At 64.9% G+C, this 17,732-nt stretch carries 20 protein-coding genes; 3 read left to right on the top strand and 17 right to left on the bottom strand.

The genetic code is table 11. The features are described 5' to 3' along the window. Positions 1-94: 94 nt before the first annotated feature. Positions 95-712 (bottom strand): translation initiation factor IF-3, encoded by a 618-nt coding sequence (gene infC / locus AC2EAL_RS14400; protein ID WP_484724913.1) that lies wholly within the window; start codon positions 710-712, stop codon positions 95-97. A gap of 132 nt (positions 713-844) precedes the next feature. Here infC and AC2EAL_RS14395 point away from each other — a divergent pair, with 132 nt between their 5' ends. Further along, on the top strand, positions 845-1,351 hold the full coding sequence (locus tag AC2EAL_RS14395; RefSeq protein WP_484724912.1) for a hypothetical protein: 507 nt from the start codon (positions 845-847) through the stop codon (positions 1,349-1,351). Between the two features lie 195 nt (positions 1,352-1,546). Here AC2EAL_RS14395 and AC2EAL_RS14390 read toward each other — a convergent pair whose 3' ends face one another. The 5 genes from AC2EAL_RS14390 to AC2EAL_RS14370 all read right to left on the bottom strand — a co-directional run bounded on the left by AC2EAL_RS14390 (position 1,547) and on the right by AC2EAL_RS14370 (position 5,567). Then, a complete protein-coding gene (locus AC2EAL_RS14390) occupies positions 1,547-2,365 on the bottom strand; it encodes a ferredoxin--NADP reductase (RefSeq protein ID WP_484724911.1) in 819 nt (272 codons plus the stop codon). A 75-nt stretch (positions 2,366-2,440) separates the two neighbouring features. Next, complete coding sequence (locus tag AC2EAL_RS14385) at positions 2,441-2,845, bottom strand: DUF934 domain-containing protein (RefSeq protein WP_484724910.1); 405 nt, start codon at positions 2,843-2,845, stop codon at positions 2,441-2,443. Next, entirely contained in the window at positions 2,842-3,594 is a 753-nt protein-coding gene (locus AC2EAL_RS14380; protein WP_484724909.1) for a phosphoadenylyl-sulfate reductase, read from the bottom strand. Before AC2EAL_RS14380 ends, AC2EAL_RS14385 begins: the two co-directional genes overlap by 4 nt. Next, on the bottom strand, positions 3,584-5,254 hold the full coding sequence (locus AC2EAL_RS14375) for a nitrite/sulfite reductase (RefSeq protein ID WP_484724908.1): 1,671 nt from the start codon (positions 5,252-5,254) through the stop codon (positions 3,584-3,586). Before AC2EAL_RS14375 ends, AC2EAL_RS14380 begins: the two co-directional genes overlap by 11 nt. A gap of 7 nt (positions 5,255-5,261) precedes the next feature. Next, positions 5,262-5,567, bottom strand: a complete 306-nt coding sequence (locus AC2EAL_RS14370; RefSeq protein ID WP_484724907.1) for a DUF2849 domain-containing protein — start codon at positions 5,565-5,567, stop codon at positions 5,262-5,264. 142 nt (positions 5,568-5,709) lie between these two features. On the opposite strand from AC2EAL_RS14370, the gene AC2EAL_RS14365 reads away from it, so the two are divergent. Further along, positions 5,710-6,171, top strand: a complete 462-nt coding sequence (locus AC2EAL_RS14365; protein ID WP_484724906.1) for an Lrp/AsnC family transcriptional regulator — start codon at positions 5,710-5,712, stop codon at positions 6,169-6,171. Between the two features lie 132 nt (positions 6,172-6,303). Here AC2EAL_RS14365 and AC2EAL_RS14360 read toward each other — a convergent pair whose 3' ends face one another. From AC2EAL_RS14360 to ssb, 8 genes are all read right to left on the bottom strand, one after another. Further along, positions 6,304-7,479: a cytochrome P450 gene (locus AC2EAL_RS14360; protein ID WP_484724905.1), complete on the bottom strand. Its 1,176-nt coding sequence runs from the start codon at positions 7,477-7,479 to the stop codon at positions 6,304-6,306. After that, positions 7,476-8,393, bottom strand: coding sequence for a DMT family transporter (locus AC2EAL_RS14355; protein ID WP_484724904.1), 918 nt, complete (start codon positions 8,391-8,393; stop codon positions 7,476-7,478). The genes AC2EAL_RS14360 and AC2EAL_RS14355 overlap by 4 nt, the downstream gene beginning before the upstream one ends. Positions 8,394-8,453: 60 nt before the next feature. Further along, the gene (tpiA, locus tag AC2EAL_RS14350) at positions 8,454-9,197 is read right to left on the bottom strand and encodes a triose-phosphate isomerase (RefSeq protein ID WP_484724903.1); all 744 of its coding nucleotides are present in this window, start codon (positions 9,195-9,197) and stop codon (positions 8,454-8,456) included. Positions 9,198-9,323: 126 nt separating this feature from the next. Then, positions 9,324-9,683: a HesB/IscA family protein gene (locus tag AC2EAL_RS14345; RefSeq protein WP_484724902.1), complete on the bottom strand. Its 360-nt coding sequence runs from the start codon at positions 9,681-9,683 to the stop codon at positions 9,324-9,326. Between the two features lie 23 nt (positions 9,684-9,706). Continuing rightward, on the bottom strand, positions 9,707-10,522 hold the full coding sequence (locus AC2EAL_RS14340) for a DUF3307 domain-containing protein (protein ID WP_484724901.1): 816 nt from the start codon (positions 10,520-10,522) through the stop codon (positions 9,707-9,709). Then, complete coding sequence (locus AC2EAL_RS14335) at positions 10,515-11,135, bottom strand: hypothetical protein (protein ID WP_484724900.1); 621 nt, start codon at positions 11,133-11,135, stop codon at positions 10,515-10,517. The genes AC2EAL_RS14340 and AC2EAL_RS14335 overlap by 8 nt, the downstream gene beginning before the upstream one ends. An 84-nt stretch (positions 11,136-11,219) precedes the next feature. Beyond that, positions 11,220-11,597 carry an SUF system Fe-S cluster assembly protein gene (locus tag AC2EAL_RS14330; RefSeq protein WP_484724899.1) on the bottom strand — a complete coding sequence of 126 codons (378 nt, stop codon included), beginning with the start codon at positions 11,595-11,597 and terminating at the stop codon, positions 11,220-11,222. A 94-nt stretch (positions 11,598-11,691) separates the two neighbouring features. Beyond that, positions 11,692-12,231, bottom strand: a complete 540-nt coding sequence (gene ssb / locus AC2EAL_RS14325; RefSeq protein WP_484724898.1) for a single-stranded DNA-binding protein — start codon at positions 12,229-12,231, stop codon at positions 11,692-11,694. Positions 12,232-12,427: 196 nt separating this feature from the next. Between ssb and AC2EAL_RS14320 the strand changes: the two genes are divergently transcribed. After that, positions 12,428-13,033 carry a lytic transglycosylase domain-containing protein gene (locus AC2EAL_RS14320; RefSeq protein WP_484724897.1) on the top strand — a complete coding sequence of 202 codons (606 nt, stop codon included), beginning with the start codon at positions 12,428-12,430 and terminating at the stop codon, positions 13,031-13,033. A 44-nt stretch (positions 13,034-13,077) separates the two neighbouring features. On the opposite strand, the gene AC2EAL_RS14315 is transcribed toward AC2EAL_RS14320, so the two are convergent. From AC2EAL_RS14315 to AC2EAL_RS14305, 3 genes are read right to left on the bottom strand one after another with little or no spacing between them, the layout of a single operon-like run. Beyond that, positions 13,078-15,171 carry a dipeptide ABC transporter ATP-binding protein gene (locus AC2EAL_RS14315; RefSeq protein ID WP_484724896.1) on the bottom strand — a complete coding sequence of 698 codons (2,094 nt, stop codon included), beginning with the start codon at positions 15,169-15,171 and terminating at the stop codon, positions 13,078-13,080. Between the two features lie 4 nt (positions 15,172-15,175). Continuing rightward, positions 15,176-16,585, bottom strand: a complete 1,410-nt coding sequence (locus AC2EAL_RS14310; protein ID WP_484724895.1) for an ABC transporter permease — start codon at positions 16,583-16,585, stop codon at positions 15,176-15,178. 12 nt (positions 16,586-16,597) lie between these two features. After that, on the bottom strand, positions 16,598-17,686 hold the full coding sequence (locus AC2EAL_RS14305; protein WP_484724894.1) for an ABC transporter permease: 1,089 nt from the start codon (positions 17,684-17,686) through the stop codon (positions 16,598-16,600). Positions 17,687-17,732 lie beyond the last annotated feature (46 nt).

Below are 17,732 nucleotides of genomic sequence, written 5' to 3'. Positions count from 1 at the left end.
ACAGTTTTTCTGCGAAAAACTGCCGGTGGGGACGCCTGACAAAAAGGGGCCCAAAGGGCCCCGATTTTTCGCAGAAAAATCGTCCTGCGGCAGGCTACTTCGGACCGATCATCATCACCATCTGGCGGCCTTCCAGCTTGGGCATGGATTCGATCTTGCCCGCCTCGGCCACATCGGCCTCGACTCGCTTCAAAAGCTCCAGCCCCAGCTCCTGGTGCGCCATTTCGCGGCCGCGGAAGCGCAGGGTGACCTTCACCTTGTCGCCTTCTTCCAGGAACTTCATCACCGACCGCATCTTGACCTGATAGTCATGGATGTCGGTTCCGGGACGGAACTTGATTTCCTTGATCTCGATGACCTTCTGCTTCTTGCGGGCTTCGGCCTCGCGCTTCTGGGTCTCGTACTTGAACTTGCCGAAGTCCATGATCTTGCAGACCGGCGGTACGGCCGTCGGCGAGATCTCCACCAGGTCCAGTCCGGCTTCCTCGGCCATCTGCATCGCGCGGGCGGGGGTCACCACCCCGACATTCTCGCCATCCGCCCCGATCAGGCGGATCTCCGGAGCGCGGATGCGGTCATTGATGCGGGGACCGGTTTCGCGTTGCGGCGGGGCATTGTGCGGTCTGCGGGCTATGGTAGTCGTCCTTTGATGGTTGAATGTGCGGCGGCAATCTAGGCGGTTGCGGGCGCATCTGCAACCCGGGCAGACCACGCCGGTTCCAGTTTTTCCGCAGTGTTCCGGCGATTTTCGCCGTGCTGCACCGCAGCACCCTTTTCATTTACCAAGCAAGCTGCCATATGGGCGCCATCCGGGCCGCAGGCCCTGGTCATGGGAGAATATGACATGAACAGAACCTTCATCATCGGCGCCATCGTCGTTCTTCTGGCCGGTGGCGGCTACTATCAGTTCAGCTACAAGCCGGCTCAGGAAGCTGCCGCCGCTGCCGCTGAAGCTGCCAAGAAGGCCGAGGAAGAAGCCGCTGCCGCTGCCAAGGCTGCCGAGGAAGAGGCTGCGAAGGCCGCTGAAGAGGCTGCCGCTGCTGCCCAGAAGGCCGCTGACGAGGCTGCCGCTGCGGCTGCCGCCACAACCGAAGCCGCGACCGAGGCTGCAACCGACGCTGCTGCCGCCACCACCGAAGCGGCCACCGATGCTGCGACGGCCGTGACCGACGCTGCTGCCGCGCTGGACCCGGCGAACTTCAATGCTGACGCCGTTGTCGCGCTGATCGATGGCTCGTCGCTGGACGACGCCACCAAGACCACGCTGAAGACCGCCGTCGAGGCCGCCAAGGCCAACCCGGCCCTGGTCGCCGACACCATCGCGCAGGTCAAGACCGCGCTTGGCATGTAATCCTTCGGCACCCGCCGAAAGCGAAGGCCGCGAGCGATGATGCTCGCGGCCTTTTTCTTTGTGCGGTTTCGGGCACGAAAAAGGGCCGCAGGATCGCCCCTGCGGCCCGGATTTGCAAGAGTTAACACCACCCTAACAGAAAATCGCAAGTGGTTGATTTCTTGGAGGCATCAGGTCTTGTCCACCGTGGACAGGTCAGATCCCGTCGCCCACAAAGGCCTTCTCGACCACGAATTCCTTCGGGTCCGAGTTCGCCCCTTCCCGCAGCCCGAACCCTTCCAGGATCGCCTTCACATCGATGTTGAAGGCCAGCGACCCGCAGACCATCGCCCGGTCTTCCTCGGGGTTCATCTTTGGCAGGCTGAGGTCGGCAAAGACCTTGCCCGAGGCCAGGTTGTCCGTGACCCGCCCCATATGATGGAACTCTTCCCGGGTCGTGGTCGGATAGTAGACCAGCTTGTCGCCGACCAGCTCTCCGATCAGCGGGTCGTCCTTCAGGCTCTCCACCAGCTGCCGCCCATACTCCAGCTCCGCCACCTCGCGGCAGGTATGCATCATGATGATCTGGTCGTACTTCTCGTAGGTCTCGGGCTCCCGCATCAGCGAGGCGAAGGGTGCGATCCCGGTCCCCGTCGCCAGGAACCACAGCCGCTTGCCCGGCATCAGCGCGTCGTGGACCAAGGTCCCCACCGGCTTCGGCCGCAGAATGATCTCGTCCCCCGGCTGGATATGTTGCAGCTTCGATGTCAGTGGGCCGTCCGGCACCTTGATCGAGTAGAACTCCAGTTCCTCATCCCAGGCGGGCGAGGCGATGGAATAGGCCCGCAGCAGCGGCTTCCCGTTGTCGCCCAGAAGGCCGATCATCACGAACTCCCCCGATCGGAACCGCAACGACTGCGGGCGGGTCACGCGGAACGAGAAGAGTCGATCCGTCCAATGCTGGACCGAAGTGACGGTCTGCGCGTCGGGCAGGTGGGGCTTGGTGCGGGCGTCCATGGTCAGTGCCTCGGTCATGGTCTTCGCCCTCCATAGGCGAGCGGGCGCGTCAAGGGAAGCCTCTCCCCTGCGGCGAATTCTCTGCAGGTCGGATCAGGCGCGGAGCCGGGCCTGATAGTGGTGCTCGCGCCAGTCGGCAGCGCGGAACTGCCACTGCTCGGCGGGCTGGCGAGCGGCGAGGTCATCCGGGATCTCGGCCCCGTCAAAGCCCACGCGGCGGAGCATGGCGTACTGGTCGGCGATGACCGGACCCTTGGCCAGAAGCTGGCCGGTGTAGCCCATAATCCGCAGCCGACGCGCGATGGTGAAGGCGCGACCGTCGTTGAAGGCGGGGAAGGCCACGCGGATAATGGTCAGGCGGTCGAGGTGGCCCTGCAGGGCGGCGGGGTCGTCGGTGTTCGACAGGTCCACCGCGGTCTGGTCGGTCAGGTCGGCCAGTGCCACGACCTCGGCCTGGGTTCCCGGGCCAAAGCCCGCATCGGTGACGATCACGGTCATGCCGCGTTCTCCTTCGGGGTCCGAACGGCCTTGCCGTCGATGAAATGGATGCCGCATTCGGTCTTGGACAGCCCGCGCCAGCGACCGGCCCGCGGGTCTTCGCCGGGCTTAACGGGGCTGGTGCAGGGCGCGCAGCCGATGGAGGGGTAGCCCTTGGCCACCAGCGGATGCCGGGGCAGCCGGTTTTCGACCATGTATTCCTCAAGGTCCTCACGCCCCCAATGGGCCAGCGGGTTGACCTTGATCCGGTGGTCGCCTTCGTTTTCGAAGAACTGCAGCGCCTCGCGGTCGGTGTTCTGGAACCGCTTGCGGCCGGTGATCCAGCCGTCAAAGGGCGCCAGCGCGCGTTCAAGCGGCTCGACCTTGCGGACGTTGCAGCAGCTGTCGGTGTTGAACTGGTGCAGGGTGCCGTCCGGGTCCTCGAAGCTTACCCGGGCCGGATTGGCGCGGATCGTGCGGACGTCGCAGAGGTTCAGCTTCTCGGCCAGTTCCCGTTGATAATCCAAGGTTTCCTGGAACAGCATCCGGGTGTCGACAAACAGCACTGGGGTTTCCGGGGCGATGACCGAGACGAGATGCAGAAGGACAACGGATTCCGCCCCGAAGGAAGAGACGAGGGCCACGCGGCCCAGGTCATCATCCTTCAGCGCATGCTCCAGCACGGCAGTCGCCGAATGGTGCTTGTAACGGGCGTTCAGCGCCGCGACACGCTCCGCCACCGGGCCGTCGTGGCGCCCGTCACGCGGCATCTTGCGCGTCTTCCGTATCGTAGAGCGCGGCCTTGAACGGCTCCATCCCGACCCGGTTGAAGGCCTGGAGGAAGGTCTCCGACGGCTCCTGCCGCAGGTCAAGGTAAGCGCGCAAGATGCGCTCGATCGCGGGGACGATTTCCGTGTAGGCGAAGCCCGGGCCGGTCTTTTCGCCGATCACCGCGTCCTCGGTGCCGTCGCCGCCGAGGGTGATCTGGTAGTTTTCGACGCCAGCGCGGTCGAGGCCGAGGATGCCGATGTGCCCCACGTGATGGTGGCCGCAGGCGTTGATGCAGCCAGAAATCTTGATCTTCAGCGGGCCGATTTCGTGTTCCAGCTTCAGCGCCTCGAAATGCATCGCCAGTTCCTGCGCCACGGGGATCGAGCGGGCGGTGGCAAGGGCGCAGTAGTCCATGCCGGGGCAGGCGATGATGTCCGACAGAAGCCCGACATTGGCGGTGCCGAGGCCCGCCTGGGTGAGGGCCGCGTGAAGGGTCGGCAGGTCCGACTTGTGGATATGCGGCAGGATCACGTTCTGTTCGTGGCTGATCCGCAGGTCGGAATGGCCATATTTTTCAGCGAGATCGGCGATCAACCTCATCTGGTCGGAGGTCGCGTCGCCGGGGGTTTCCCCGTGCGCCTTGAGGCTGATCGTGACGATGGCGTATTGCGCGTTGCGGTGCGCGGTCAGGTTGGTGTCGACCCAGGAGCGGAAGGTCGGGTCGGCCTTGTAGAAGGCGTCGTAGGCGTCGGTGGGAGCGTTGCGGAAGGCGGGGGGCGCGAAAGCCTCACGGATTTCGGCCAGAAGTTTCTGGTCGTTGCCGCCGAAAAGCGGGCGCAACTCGGCAAAGCGGGCTTCGATCATCTCGGTGATCGCTTCCTTGCCGGTCTCGTGCACGGTGATCTTGATCCGCGCCTTGTACTTGTTGTCGCGGCGGCCGAGCGTGTTGTAGACGGAAAGGACCGCCTCGACGTAAGGCAGCAGGTCGGCCTCCGGCAGGAACTCCCGCACGGTGACGCCGATCATCGGGGTCCGGCCGAGGCCACCACCGACAATCACTTCAAAGCCCGGCTCGCCCTTCGCATTGCGGACCATGCGCAGGCCAATATCGTGGGCCTTGGTCACGGCGCGGTCATTGGGGCTGCCGGTGATGGCAATCTTGAACTTGCGCGGCAGGAACTGGAATTCCGGGTGGTCGGTGGACCACTGGCGGAGGAGTTCCGCGTAAGGCCGGGGGTCGGCGATTTCATCGGCGGCGGCACCAGCGAAATGGTCGGCGGTGACGTTGCGGACGCAGTTGCCCGAGGTCTGGATCGCGTGCATCTCCACGTCGGCGAGCGCCGAGAGGATCGCGGGCACGTCCGGAAGCTTCGGCCAGTTGAACTGGATATTCTGCCGGGTGGTGAAGTGGCCGTAGCCCTTGTCCCAGGTGTCGGCGATGTAGGCGAGCTGGCGCATCTGGCCTGGGTTCAGCGAGCCGTAGGGGATCGCGACCCGTAGCATGTAGGCGTGCAGCTGCAGGTAGAGGCCGTTCATCAGGCGCAGGGGGCGGAATTCATCCTCGGTCAGGCTGCCATCCAGGCGGCGGTCGACCTGCTGGCTGAATTGCGCGACGCGCGAGCGGACAAAGGCTTCGTCGAAGTCGGAGTAGGAATACATGCCTGCCTCAGTTCGCCAGATCGGCTTGCTTGCCGTGGTTGTAGTTCGAGGGGCCGCGGGTGCGGAATTCCTCGCGGAAATGGGTGGGTTCGGGACCGTTCGGACCGGGCCTCGCATCGGCCAGATAGGCACCGACGATGGTCAGCTTTTGCGCGGCCGCGTGGAGGAGCCGCATCTGGGCGTGGGCCTCATCCTCGATCAGCTCGGCCTCGTGGTGGAGGAGCGACCAGCTGTCATCGGCCTTGAGATAGACGACGTCGCCTTCCCGCAGGCGGTTGGCGGTCACGATCTTCGGGGTGAAGCGGCGGCTCATCATGCCCTCGGCGGTCAGGAAATCTGTATGGAATATAGAATATTTTCCCCATCCGGGACCAGAGAGGCTTGCAGATAAGGACATGTGTTCCGATACTGGGGGTGAGGGGAACCGATGTTCCGGGAAAGGGGAGGATTCAGGAATGAGTGCCGCGCTGGACGATCTGGACCGGAAAATCCTGTCGGAACTGCAAGGGGATGCCGAGCAGTCGCTGGACGAAATCGCCCGGAAAGTGGGGTCGTCGAAGACGCCCGTGTGGAACCGGATCCGGCGGATGCGCGAGCAGGGGGTGATCACCCGGACGACGGCGATCCTGGACCCGGAAGCCCTGGGGCTGGAGGCCTGTTTCTTCGTCCTGATCCGGACGTCGGAGCATGAGGCGGAATGGCAGCGTCGGTTCCTGAAGGCCCTGCGCGAACGGCCGGAGGTGCTGGAGGCGCACCGGTTGGCGGGGGACATCGACTATATCCTGAAGGTGCGGGTGAAGAACGCTCGGGCCTATGACACGTTCTACCAGGCGCTGATTTCCGAAGTGCGGATCTACAACGTGACGGCACTTCTGAGCATGGAAGAGATCAAGTCGACGACCGTCCTGCCCCTGTAACGGGCGGTTTTCAGAAAGAGCGCTGACGCGCGAGGCTTTTGTCTCGTCGTCGGGCTGCGCCTCCTCCTCGGTCGTTGGGGGCGCTTCGCCCCCCAAACCCCCAGAGGATATTTCAAGAAGGGAAATCCCTGATCAGGAGATGACGCGCAATTCGCTGAGACCGTGGAAGTGGTAGACGTCGGCGTAGGCTGGTGGGGCGGCGAGGGAGAGGTTCGGGTGGTGCTGGAACAGGATCGGCAGGGCGATCTGCAGTTCCAGCCGGGCCAGGGGAGCGCCGACGCAGAAGTGGAGGCCCGCGCCGAAGCTGGCGTGGGGCTTGACCGGGCGGGTCGGGAGGAAGTGGTCGGGGTCGTCCCAGACGCCCGGGTCACGGTTGGCGGCGGCGAGGAGGAGGCCCACTTGGTCGCCGCGGCGGAACTTGTGGCCCATCACTTCGACATCCTCGTAGGCCCAGCGGGTGAACATATGGAGCGCCGGGTCGAAGCGGAGTATCTCTTCGACGGTGCCTTCAATGTGGTCGGGGGTCAGGGCCGTTGGCGGGGTGTTGGTTTCGAGGAGCGTCTTCACCCCGTTGCCGATGGTGTGGACGGTCGCCTCATGTCCTGCGTTCAGGAGGAGAATGCAGGTGGTGATCAGCTCGTCGGTGGATAGCTTTTCGCCTTCGCTTTCGGCGGCGATGAGCTGGGTGATCAGGTCGTCGGCAGGCTTGGCGCGGCGGTCTTCGACGTAGGAGCGGAGGAAGGCCACGAAGGCCTCGGTCGCGGCGACGGCGCGGTCCTCCATCTGCCTGGTGCGGCCGGCCATGTACATGCCGACCATGGCGTTCGACCATTTCAGGAGGTCGGGGGCCATCCCCTCAGGCACGCCGAGGAGCCGGGCGATTATGCGGACGGGGAGGGGTTGGGCGAAGGTCTTCAGGAGGTCGAATTCGCCTGGGGGACAGGCCGCGGCCAGCTCGGTCGCCAGCGCGGTGATGTCGGGCGCCAGGCCCGCAATCCGGCGCGAGGTGAAGGCGCGCAGGACGAGGTTCCGCAGGCGCGTGTGGCGGGGCGGTTCCAGTTCCAGCATCGAATGCGCCTCGACCGCGTAGAAGGGCGCGAGATGCGGCGGGATCGGCAAGGGATCGATGGGTTCGCGGCCAAAGCGACGGTCGCGGAAGATGGCGTTCACGGCGGCGGCGTTGCCGGTGCAGGTCAGGTTGTAGTCGGACCAGTGGAAGAAGGGGCCTGCAGCGCGGGCCTGTTCGTAGAACGGGTAGGGGTTCTGGACGAAGCCCGGGTCCTTAGGCGATTGCGAGAGGCTTTTCATGTCCGGTCCCTGCCGATCATCCCCTGGGCGATGGCGGCCCCAGTCACCACGATGGCCGCGCCCAAGGTCTGCCACCAGTTCCACGGGCCGCCCATCACGAAGACCATCAGCATCACGTAGAACGGCACCGCGTTCATGTGCATCGAGGCGGCGCCGATGCCGATCCGTCCCACCGACACGATCCAGAGCAGCTGCGCGATGGCCATCGAGCCGATGGAGAAGGCGGCAAGCCCGCCGAATTCGACCCAGCCGATGGCGGCCCAGTCCGGCCATTGGCCGCGGAAGAAGCCATCGGCGACGGCGGCAATGGTGGCGACAATGGCCCCGCCGGCGATGGTGATCGTGCTGCGGCCGAGCGGCGTGAGATCGGGGAAGGCCTTTACCGTCTCACGCGAGCCCCAGGTGTAGAAGGTCACCGAGGCGAGGGCCGCGAGGACGCCGATGCCGAAGCTGACCTCACCTTCTGCTCCGTTGACGGCGATCAGCCCGCCGGCGACCGACAGCACCAGGCCGATGGCCAGCGCGCGGGTGAAGGGGCGGCGGTCGGCCACACATTCCAGGACGATGCCGATGATGGGCATGACGGCGCTGACGATGGCGACAGTGACCGGGTCGTTGTATTGCAACGCAATGATGACGAAGAACGAGGCAAGGCCAAGGGTCACGAAGCCGACCCAGGCGCCCTTGAGCCAGTTCGCGCCGAGGACGACCCTACCGCCGTCGACCAGCCACCAGACTGGCAAGAGCACCGCAGCCGCAAGGAGCGCGCGGCAGGCGGTCAGGGCCACGGGCGGCATGTGCGGGATGATCAGGTCGGCGGCCGGCAGGCCGGCAGCCCAGGTCACCATCGAGGCAAGACAGATGAGGTTCGCGGTGACGAGAGAACGTCGCGCCGTCGGGTCATAAGTGGTCATTTCGGCAGCCTAAGTGTCAGCCGCCACAGGGGCTGGCCTGTCCGCGACAGGGCGAGGTCGTCACGCGGCGGAGAGGGCGGCGACGATGGCACCGAAATCGGCGGCCTTCAGGCTGGCCCCACCGACCAGGGCGCCGTCGACATGCGGTACGGCGAAGATGTCGCTGGCGTTCGACGGCTTGACCGAACCGCCATAGAGGATGCGGACCTTCTCGGCCTCGGCCCCGATCAGGCCGCGCAGGCGACCGCGCAGAAAGCTGTGCACTTCGCCGATTTCGGCAAGCGTGGGCGTGCGGCCGGTGCCGATGGCCCAGACGGGTTCATAGGCAATCACCAGGTTGGCAGCGGTGGCACCCCCGGGGATCGAGCCGTCGAGCTGCGTGCCGATCACGTCCAGCGTGCGCCCGGCGTCGCGTTCGGCCTCGGTCTCGCCGATGCAGACGATGGCGGTCAGACCTGCGTCGACGGCAGCCTCGGCCTTGGCGCGGACCAGGGCGTCGGTCTCACCATGATCCGTACGGCGTTCGGAATGGCCGACGATGACATGCGTTGCGCCTGCATCGCGCAGCATCGCGACCGAGATGTCGCCGGTATGGGCACCCATCGGCTTCGGGTGGCAATCCTGTGCGCCGACCATGAGTGCTGTGCCACGCGCGGTGGCGGCCATCGCCGAGATCAGCGTTGCGGGCGGGCAAAGCAGCATCTCGCAGGCCGGGGCGGGATGGGCCTGGAGCAGGTCGGTCACTTCGGCCAGTGAGGCCTGGGTGCCATTCATCTTCCAGTTTCCGGCGGCGAGCTTCTTCATGGCAGAGTTCCTTTTTCGGTCTGGACACGCCTAACGTGTATGGCCGGAAAGGAAAAGGCTGCAGATCGGCAACAATCCGTTTGTTGCGGCCTCAAGAGCAATTGACCCTACGTCAGGCGTCGGGTGTCAGGCTTGGGGCGCGTCGCGGAACTTTATCGATTCCCCGCAGCCGCAGGCCTCGACCACATTGGGGTTGCGGAACTTGAAGCCGCTTTCGACGAGGCCAGTCTCGTAATCGATCTCGGTCCCGATCAGGAACATCTGCGCCATAGGGGCGATCATCACCCGCGCGCCGTCCTGTTCCACCACCTCGTCCAGCGGATTGACGGTGTTGGCGTACTCCATCGTGTATTCCATCCCAGCGCAGCCACCTTTCTTCACGCCGATGCGCAGGCCCTGGTGGCCGTCGCGCGCCATGAGGCGAGAGATCTGCCGTGTGGCAGCGGGGGTCAGAGTGACGGCGGCTTTGCCGGGAATGCCGAACATGGGTGTACTCCTTCGAGAGTAACTTAAGGTGTCTGCGCCGGAATTCCAAGCGGGGGCAGTTGGGCAAGGGCTGCGACCGTGGCAAAGGACACAACCAGGGCCCAGCCGAATGAAGCCAGCGTGCCGATGATGACGTATTCCGACAGGGCGCGGTCTTCCTTCAGCGCGCCATAACGCAGGATCGACTTGGCGGCCATCAAGAGGCCCACGCCCTGTGGTTGGCCGATCAGCACCAGGACAAAGATCAGCCCGCGTTCAAGCAGGCCGATCAGACGACCTGCGCCGGGCAGGCCTTCGGCGGCGGTCTCTCCGGGCAGGTTCGCGGCGAAGGGTTGCATCAGAAGCCCGACCGCAAAGCCTCCGGCGCGGGTGGCCAGGATCAGGCCGGTCACCAGGACCATGAGCGAGGGAAGCTGGCTGACGGGCAGGGGGACGTCATCCGACCAGAGGCCTGTGCCGAGAATGCCGCCGTCGTCGCCGGTCACGATGGCGCCGGGTGCCCAGAACCCGTTGGCCCAGAGGTCGGGCAGCCAGAGGGCAAGGGCGATCAGGCTGGCCAGGTGCAGCGTCTGGTCGGTCAGGAACAGGGAAAGCCCCCCGTCGGATTTCCAGGTCGCGGCCAGGACCAGCTTGCCCACGTCGATGGCGATGTGGGCAAGCGCCAGCACGAGAAGCGCCGGATGCACCGACCCTGTGGCGGCGACAGCGGTGGCGTAGACGATCGCCAGATGCAGGCCCAGCGCCAGGGGATTGCGCTTGTTGGCGGCCATCCAGTTGGTCTGGAACACGAAGTCCGCAAGCGTGTGTGCGAAGAGGAGGGCGATGAAGGTTTCAGTCATCGGCGGCTTTCAGTTCGGCTTCGAAAGCGGAAACGACTGCCTTTATGTCCCACCAGCTTGCCCCCTGCAATCGGTAGCTGGCCGCGGCCGGACTTATGCCCAGCGCTGTCGCGATGGTCTGGCCCGAGGGGGCCTCGGGCGCAAGTGCCATTACCATGGCCTCGGCCTGCTGCGGGGTCCATTTGCGCGCGACCTGATCGGCCAGCCGCGCGGCGGCCCAGGTCATCTCGTTGCGCTTGCGGGTCACGCTAGCAATCGCGAACTCGGTTCGCCGTGGCATGTGGTCCAGCGTCTCGCCCGACAGGACGAAGGCGCGGCCGGACTCAGCCGCAAGCGAGGCGGCGCGGACGGGCGAAATCTCGTCGATGCCGATGGCAAAGCGGGTGAGCGGGGTACCTTCGGCGCGCAGGCGGGCGGTGGTGACCAGGGCAAAGCGCAGGACCAGCTCGGGGCGCAGCAAGAGGACTTGCCAGCCGTCGCCGCGATAGCGGGTGAAGGGTGCGTCCAGACTGGCCGCGGTGTCGGCAATCGCAGCAATCGCGGCGTCGGTCGCGTGTTGCCCCGCCTTTCGCGAGCCGATGAGATCGCCAGTCAGGACTGCTGCGTCGGTCATGCTGGCAGACTATCACCGTCCAGGCTGAACTTCAATCATATTCAGCCTTAAGGCTTAATGTACTGCGTATTCAGCTTGGAGGCTTTACATAAACCCCAGTTCCAGCCGGGCCTCATCGGACATCATGTCCATGCCCCAGGGCGGGTCAAAGGTCATGTTGACGTCGACGTGCTTCACGCCCGGCAGGGGTTCCACCGCGTTGGCGACCCAGCCCGGCATTTCACCGGCCACGGGGCAGCCGGGAGCGGTGAGGGTCATGGTGATTTCGACCTCGTTCTCGGCGCCGATCTCGATGGTGTAGACGAGGCCGAGGTCGAAGATGTTCACCGGAATCTCCGGGTCAAAGACCGTGCGGCAGGCCTCGACGATCTGCGGATACAGCGGATGGTCGGTCGAGGAGGGCTTGATCAGCGGCTGGCCCTCGGTCTGGCCCGCCGTCTGAACTGAGGTCTGGTCCTGCATGTGCTCGTCTCGACGCCTTGGGAAGTTGACCGATTATATAGGGAATAGTCCAGTCAAGGTCCAGTGGCGCCGGACAGGTCCGGGTGATCTGCGATCAGAACGGGATTTCGTCGTCGAGGTCCGAGCGACCGCCGCCGCCACCGGCTGCACCGCCGCCCGAACCGCCGCCAAAGCCGCCACGGCTGCCGCCGCCCGAGGAGCCGCCACCATAGCCGCCCGCCTGGCCGCCGTCATCATAGCCGCCCCGGTCGTCATAGCCGCCACCGCCGCCGCCGCCTTCACCGCGTCCGCCGAGAAGCGTCAGGTTGCCGGAATAGGGGCGAAGCACCACCTCGGTCGTGTACTTGTCCTGGCCGGACTGATCCTGCCATTTGCGGGTTTCCAGCGAACCCTCGATATACACCGTCGAGCCCTTCTTCAGGTACTGCTCGGCAATCTTTGCCAGCGGTTCCGAGAAGATGGCGACCGAATGCCATTCGGTACGCTCCTTGCGTTCGCCGGTGTTGCGATCGCGCCAGGTTTCCGATGTGGCGATGCGCAGGTTCACCACCTTGCCGCCGTTCTGGAAACTGCGCACCTCGGGGTCGCGGCCGAGGTTGCCGATGAGAATGACCTTGTTGACCGACCCCGCCATGCGAATCTCCCTTGCTGGTCTGCAGGCCGGAGGTTGGCCTGAAGATGGTTAACAAACCTATACCGTCCTTCCGGGCGGCTGCAACCAGACCGTCGGCGGGGTACGGAATGCCGCAGAACTGCGGTCTGGAAAATCCGGGCGAAGCGGCTATAGTCCCATCCGTTGCCAAAAGGGCGTGGGACAGGTCGGGGTCGGAATGGGGCGGGTTTCCCAGCTTGCGGTTGCGGTGCTGATTGCCTGCGCTCCGTTGCCGGCGCTTGCCGAAGGGCTGAACCTGTCCGGCTCGACCAAGTCCCGCAGCGCCATCTTCAAGTCGCAGTCCGAGCTGATCGACAAGAAGCTGTCCAAGCAATACTCGGGATCGGTCAAGCACACGCCCAAGTACAAGAAGGGCGAGGTAACCGACGACGTCGCGGCGATCCCGGCCTATCGCGGGAACTATAAGGGTGAATACCTGGAGGTCGCCAAAGCGGCTGCGCGCAAGCATGGGGTGCCGGAAGACCTGTTCCTGCGCCTGGTGCAGCAGGAAAGCGGCTGGAACCCGGTGGCGGTGTCGATCAAGGGTGCGACGGGGTTGGCGCAGCTGATGCCCGAGACGGCCGAGGATCTGGGCGTCGATATCCATGATGCCGAGGAAAACCTGGAAGGCGGCGCGCGTTACCTGCGGATGATGTTCGACAAGTTCGGCACCTGGGAACTGGCGCTGGCGGCCTATAACGCGGGGCCGGGCGCGGTCGAGGAGCACAACGGCATTCCGCCTTATGCCGAGACCGAAAACTACGTGGCGGCGATTCTGGGCTGAGGGCCACGAAAGGCGGGCCGATTGCCCCCCCGACGTCCGCGCCTTTACTCGGCAGCGATCTTGATCACCGGCTCCATCTGCGCCAGCACTTCGCGGGAGAGGTGGCACTTGATCTGGTGGCCGCCCTCCAGCACCTGGACGGGGGGCACTTCGCGGTCGCACAGGCCGCCCGTGACCTGGGATTTCCAGCGGCAACGGGTCTGGAACGGGCAGCCGGGGGGCGGATTGACCGCCGAGGGGATGTCGCCTTCCAGCACGATGCGTTTGCGTTCGACCTTGGTGTCGGCAATCGGCACGGCGGAGAGCAGCGCCTCGGTATAGGGGTGGTAGGGCGGCTGGAAGACCTGATCGGTCGTGCCCATTTCCACTACATGTCCCAGGTACATCACCATCACGCGGTCCGACAGGTAGCGGACGATGCTGAGGTCATGGGAGATGAACAGCAGCGTCGTCTTGTTCTCGCGCTGGATGTCCATCAAGAGGTCGGTGACGGCAGCCTGGACCGAGACGTCGAGGGCGGAGACGGGTTCGTCGGCAACCACAACCTTGGCCCCGCCTGCGAAGGCGCGGGCGATGCCGACGCGTTGCTTCTGCCCGCCTGACAGCTGGCGCGGCATCCGTTCGGCGAAGGCGCGGGGGAGCTTCACCAGGTCGAGCAGTTCCAGCATCCGGTCGTGCCGTTCGGCGTCGGACTTGCCGTAGTTGAAGATCTCCAGCGCGCGGATGATCTGGCGGCCCACGGACATCGAGGGGTTCAGCGTGTCGAAGGGGTTCTGGAACACCATCTGCACCTGGGAGACGGTGTCGGTGTTGCGCTTCTGGATCGGCGTTGACTGGACGTTCTCGTCAAACAGCATGATCGAGCCGGAGGTGGCCGTTTCCAAGCCCATCAGCACCTTGGCGAAGGTTGACTTGCCGCAACCGGACTCGCCGACGATGGCCAGGGTCTCGCCCTCTCGCGCCTCGAAGCTGAGCGTTTCGTTGGCCTTGACGACCTTCTTTGTCCCGCCGCCAAAGGCGCCGCCAGAGACGGAGTAGTATTTCCGCAGATCGTCCATCTTCAGGACGACCTTGCCAATCGCGGCCTTTTCTTTGACCTCGCGCTTGGTCGGCGGGGCCGCCCAGTCGATTTCCTGCCAGCGCAGGCAACGGCTGTCGTGGCGGTCGTCGCCGGGGACGTGGCTCATGGGCACGTCGGTTTCGTCGCAGCGGCCGTGCTGGAAATAGTCGCAGCGCGGGCCGAAGTTGCAGCCCTTGGGGCGTTCGTGGGGCAGGGGGAAGTTGCCGGGAATCGAGATGAGGGGACGGGCGTTCTTGTCGGCGCCGGGCAGCGGAATCGACCGGAACAGCGCCTGGGTATAGGGGTGGCGCATCTTGTCGAAGACTTCGGTGACGTTGCCGGTTTCCACGGCCTCGCCAGAGTACATCACGCAGATGCGGTCGCAGACATCCATCACCAGGCCAAGGTTGTGGCTGATGAAGAGCATCGAGGTGCCGTACTTTTCCCCAAGCTCCTTGACCAGGTCGACAATCCCGGCCTCGACCGTCACGTCCAGCGCGGTGGTGGGTTCGTCGAGGATCAGAAGGGCGGGCTTGGCCATCAGCGCCATCGCGATGACGATGCGCTGCTGCTGGCCGCCGGACAGCTGGTGGGGGTAGGAGTTGATGATGCGGTCGGGGTCGGGCAGGCGCACGTCGGCGACGATCTGGCGGGCGAGCTTCCAGGCTTCGGTCTTCGACATCCCGGAGTGGAGCATCGGCACTTCGGCCAGCTGCGCCCCGACCTTCATCGCCGGGTTCAGGGACGCCATCGGCTCCTGGTAGATCATCGCGATCTCGGAGCCCCGGATGTGGCGGAGTTCCTCGTCGCTCATCTTGGCCAGGTCACGGCCCTTGAACTTCATGGAACCCGCGACGATGCGGCCAGTCTTGCCCAGTTCGCGCATGACCGCCAGCGCGACGGTCGACTTGCCGCAGCCGGATTCGCCCACCAGTCCCATCGCCTCGCCTGCCATGACGGTGCAGGAGAAGTCCATCACGGCGGGGATTTCCCGCAGGCGGGTGAAGAACGAGATCGAGAGGTGTTCGATTTCCAGGATCGGCTGCGACGGGTCCCAGGGGGTGTCGGTGGCTGTCATGGCATCAATCCTTCAGGCTTTCTTCGCGCAACCCGTCGGCCAGAAGGTTCAGGCCGAGGACGAGGCTCATGAGGGCGAGGGCAGGGGCCAGGGCGGGGTGGGGGAAGAGGTTCAGAAGCTTGCGCCCATCGTCGATGGTCGAGCCCCAGTCCGGGCTGTCGGGGCTGACGCCAAGGCCGAAGAAACCCAGGGTCCCGAGCAGGATCGTGGTGTAGCCGATCCGCAGGCAGAAATCGACGATCAGGGGTCCACGGGCGTTGGGCAGGATCTCCCACAGCATGATGTACCAGGGGCCTTCACCACGGGTCTGGCCAGCGGCCACGTAGTCGCGCGCCTTGATGTCCATCACCAGACCCCGGACGATCCGGAACACGCCGGGTGAGTTCACGAAGACCACCGAGACGAAGACGTTCAGCATGTTCGGCTCCATCGACCAGATGCCGAGGGGGTCAGCGTTGAAGGCAAGGCCAGAGTAGGCCCAGAGGCCGAGAACAAGCGTCAGGCCGACGTAGAGGTTCCGCTGCGGCGGGTTGGTGTAGTAGCGGCTGTTCCAGAGCGTGCAGAGGAAGATGATCGGGAACAGGAACAGAAGGGCCGCCAGCACGATGGGGATGCCGGTGTCGCGGATTTCCGGGGTGACCAGCAGGTAGAACAGCAGGATGACCGGGAAGGCGAGGACGAGGTTCGCGAGGAACGAGAGGAAGGTGTCGAGCTTGCCGCCGAAATACCCCGCGGGCAGGCCCAGGGTGATGCCGACCATGAAGGCGAAGAGCGTGGCAGCGGGGGCGATCTTCAGCACCTCGCGCGCGCCCATGACCATCCGGCTGAAGACGTCGCGGGCCAGATGGTCCCCGCCGAGAAGATACCAGCCATAGACACTCTCAGGCGCGGCGATGCCTGGCGGCTTGTTCTTCAGCCCGGACAGCTGGGCGAAGGGGTCCTGCGTGACGATCACATCGGCGAAGATTGCGGTGAAGACCCAGAACATGACGATGGCAAAGCCGATCATTCCCACGGTGGAATCGAACAGCTTGCCGTAAAGCCCAAGCTTGCGGCGGTAGCGGATCGACAGGACGAAGGTGACGGATAGGGCCAGCCAGACGGGCCAGAACCGCATCGTCATCGCGCCGAGGATCCCGGCCTCGACCGGCGACGGGCGGACGGCGCCGGCCGCAAGGATGCAAAGCACCGCAGCCAGGGCGGCAAAGAAGCTGTAGCGGATGGCCAGGCTGGCAAGGAACCCGGGCGATCGCGCTGTTGTCGTGCCATCGGGGCCCGGCAATTGCGGCGCATCAAGGCCAGCCATCACGAACAGAAGCTTGGCAAGCAGCGCAATGGCAAGCGCCAGAAGCGCGATCTGGAACACCGGCAACAGCACGGTTCCAGCCGATCCGGTCCAGGTGAGAACGTCCATGTCCATCTCTCCTTAAGCCAGCCGGATGCGGGGGTTCAGGAAAACGTAGCCGATGTCCGAGATCAGCTGCGTCAGAAGCACGACCACCACCGCCACGACCGAACAGGCCAGGAGGAGCGGGATGTCATTGTTGGACGCAGCCTGGACCAGCGTCCAGCCGAAGCCCTTGTAGTTGAAGAGGCTCTCCACGATCACCACGCCATTCAGAAGCCAGGGGAACTGCAGCATGATCACCGTAAAAGGCGCGATCAGCGCGTTCCGAAGCGCGTGGCGCATGACCACGGTGCGGAAGGGCACGCCCTTCAGCCGGGCGGTGCGGATGTATTGCTGGGTCATCACCTCGGTCATCGAGGCGCGGGTCATCCGGGCGATGTAACCGATGCCATACAGCGCAATGGTCATCACCGGCAGGGTGAAGTTCCAGAACGTGATGTCGTCCATCGCCGAGGTGGCCGAGGCGAGGAACAGGGTCTTCTTCGGCTCGATCAACCCGTATTCGGCGAGGATCGGCGAAATGCCGGTGGCGGCGGTGGCGAACAGCGCCACAAGGACGACGCCTGACACATATTCCGGCGTGGCGGTTGAGGCGATGGAGAATGTCGACAGCGTCCGGTCGGTGGCCGAGCCTTCGCGCATCCCCGACAGGACGCCCAGGATCAGCGACGACGGCACCATCACCAGCATGACGGCGAGCATCAGCCAGCCGGTCGCGGCGAGCTTTTCGCCAAGCGAGTCGAGGACGGGGGTCTTGAAGAAGGTCGAGAAACCCCAATCACCCTGCAGAAGGCCACAGTAGCGCGGGGCGGTGGCGGGATCCTCGCCGATCTCGAAGCAGCGGCCGCGGGTCTGGCCCTTCTCGTCGGTGTAGGTCCAGCCGGGCACGACACCCAGCCATTGGCCATAGCGCAGGAAGACCGATCCGGAATGGCCGTTCTGCTCGATCCAGGCCTGGACGGCCTCATCGGTCATGCGGACGGACCCTTCGGTCCGGGCCAGCTTTTCCAGGTTCGGCTGCAGGTTGGTCAGGAAGAAGACCACAAAGGTCAGGGCGAGGGCCGTAAGGAGCATGACTCCCAGCCGCCGCAGCACGAAAAGTCCCATGCCGGTCCCCTTGATTTTGGAAAAGCCCCCCGGGAAGGGGGCGCGG

The sequence above is a fragment of the Tabrizicola sp. T74 genome, assembly GCF_057219935.1.
The sequence above is the reverse complement of the archived record's forward strand: the minus strand, read 5'-3'. Positions and strand labels throughout refer to the sequence as shown.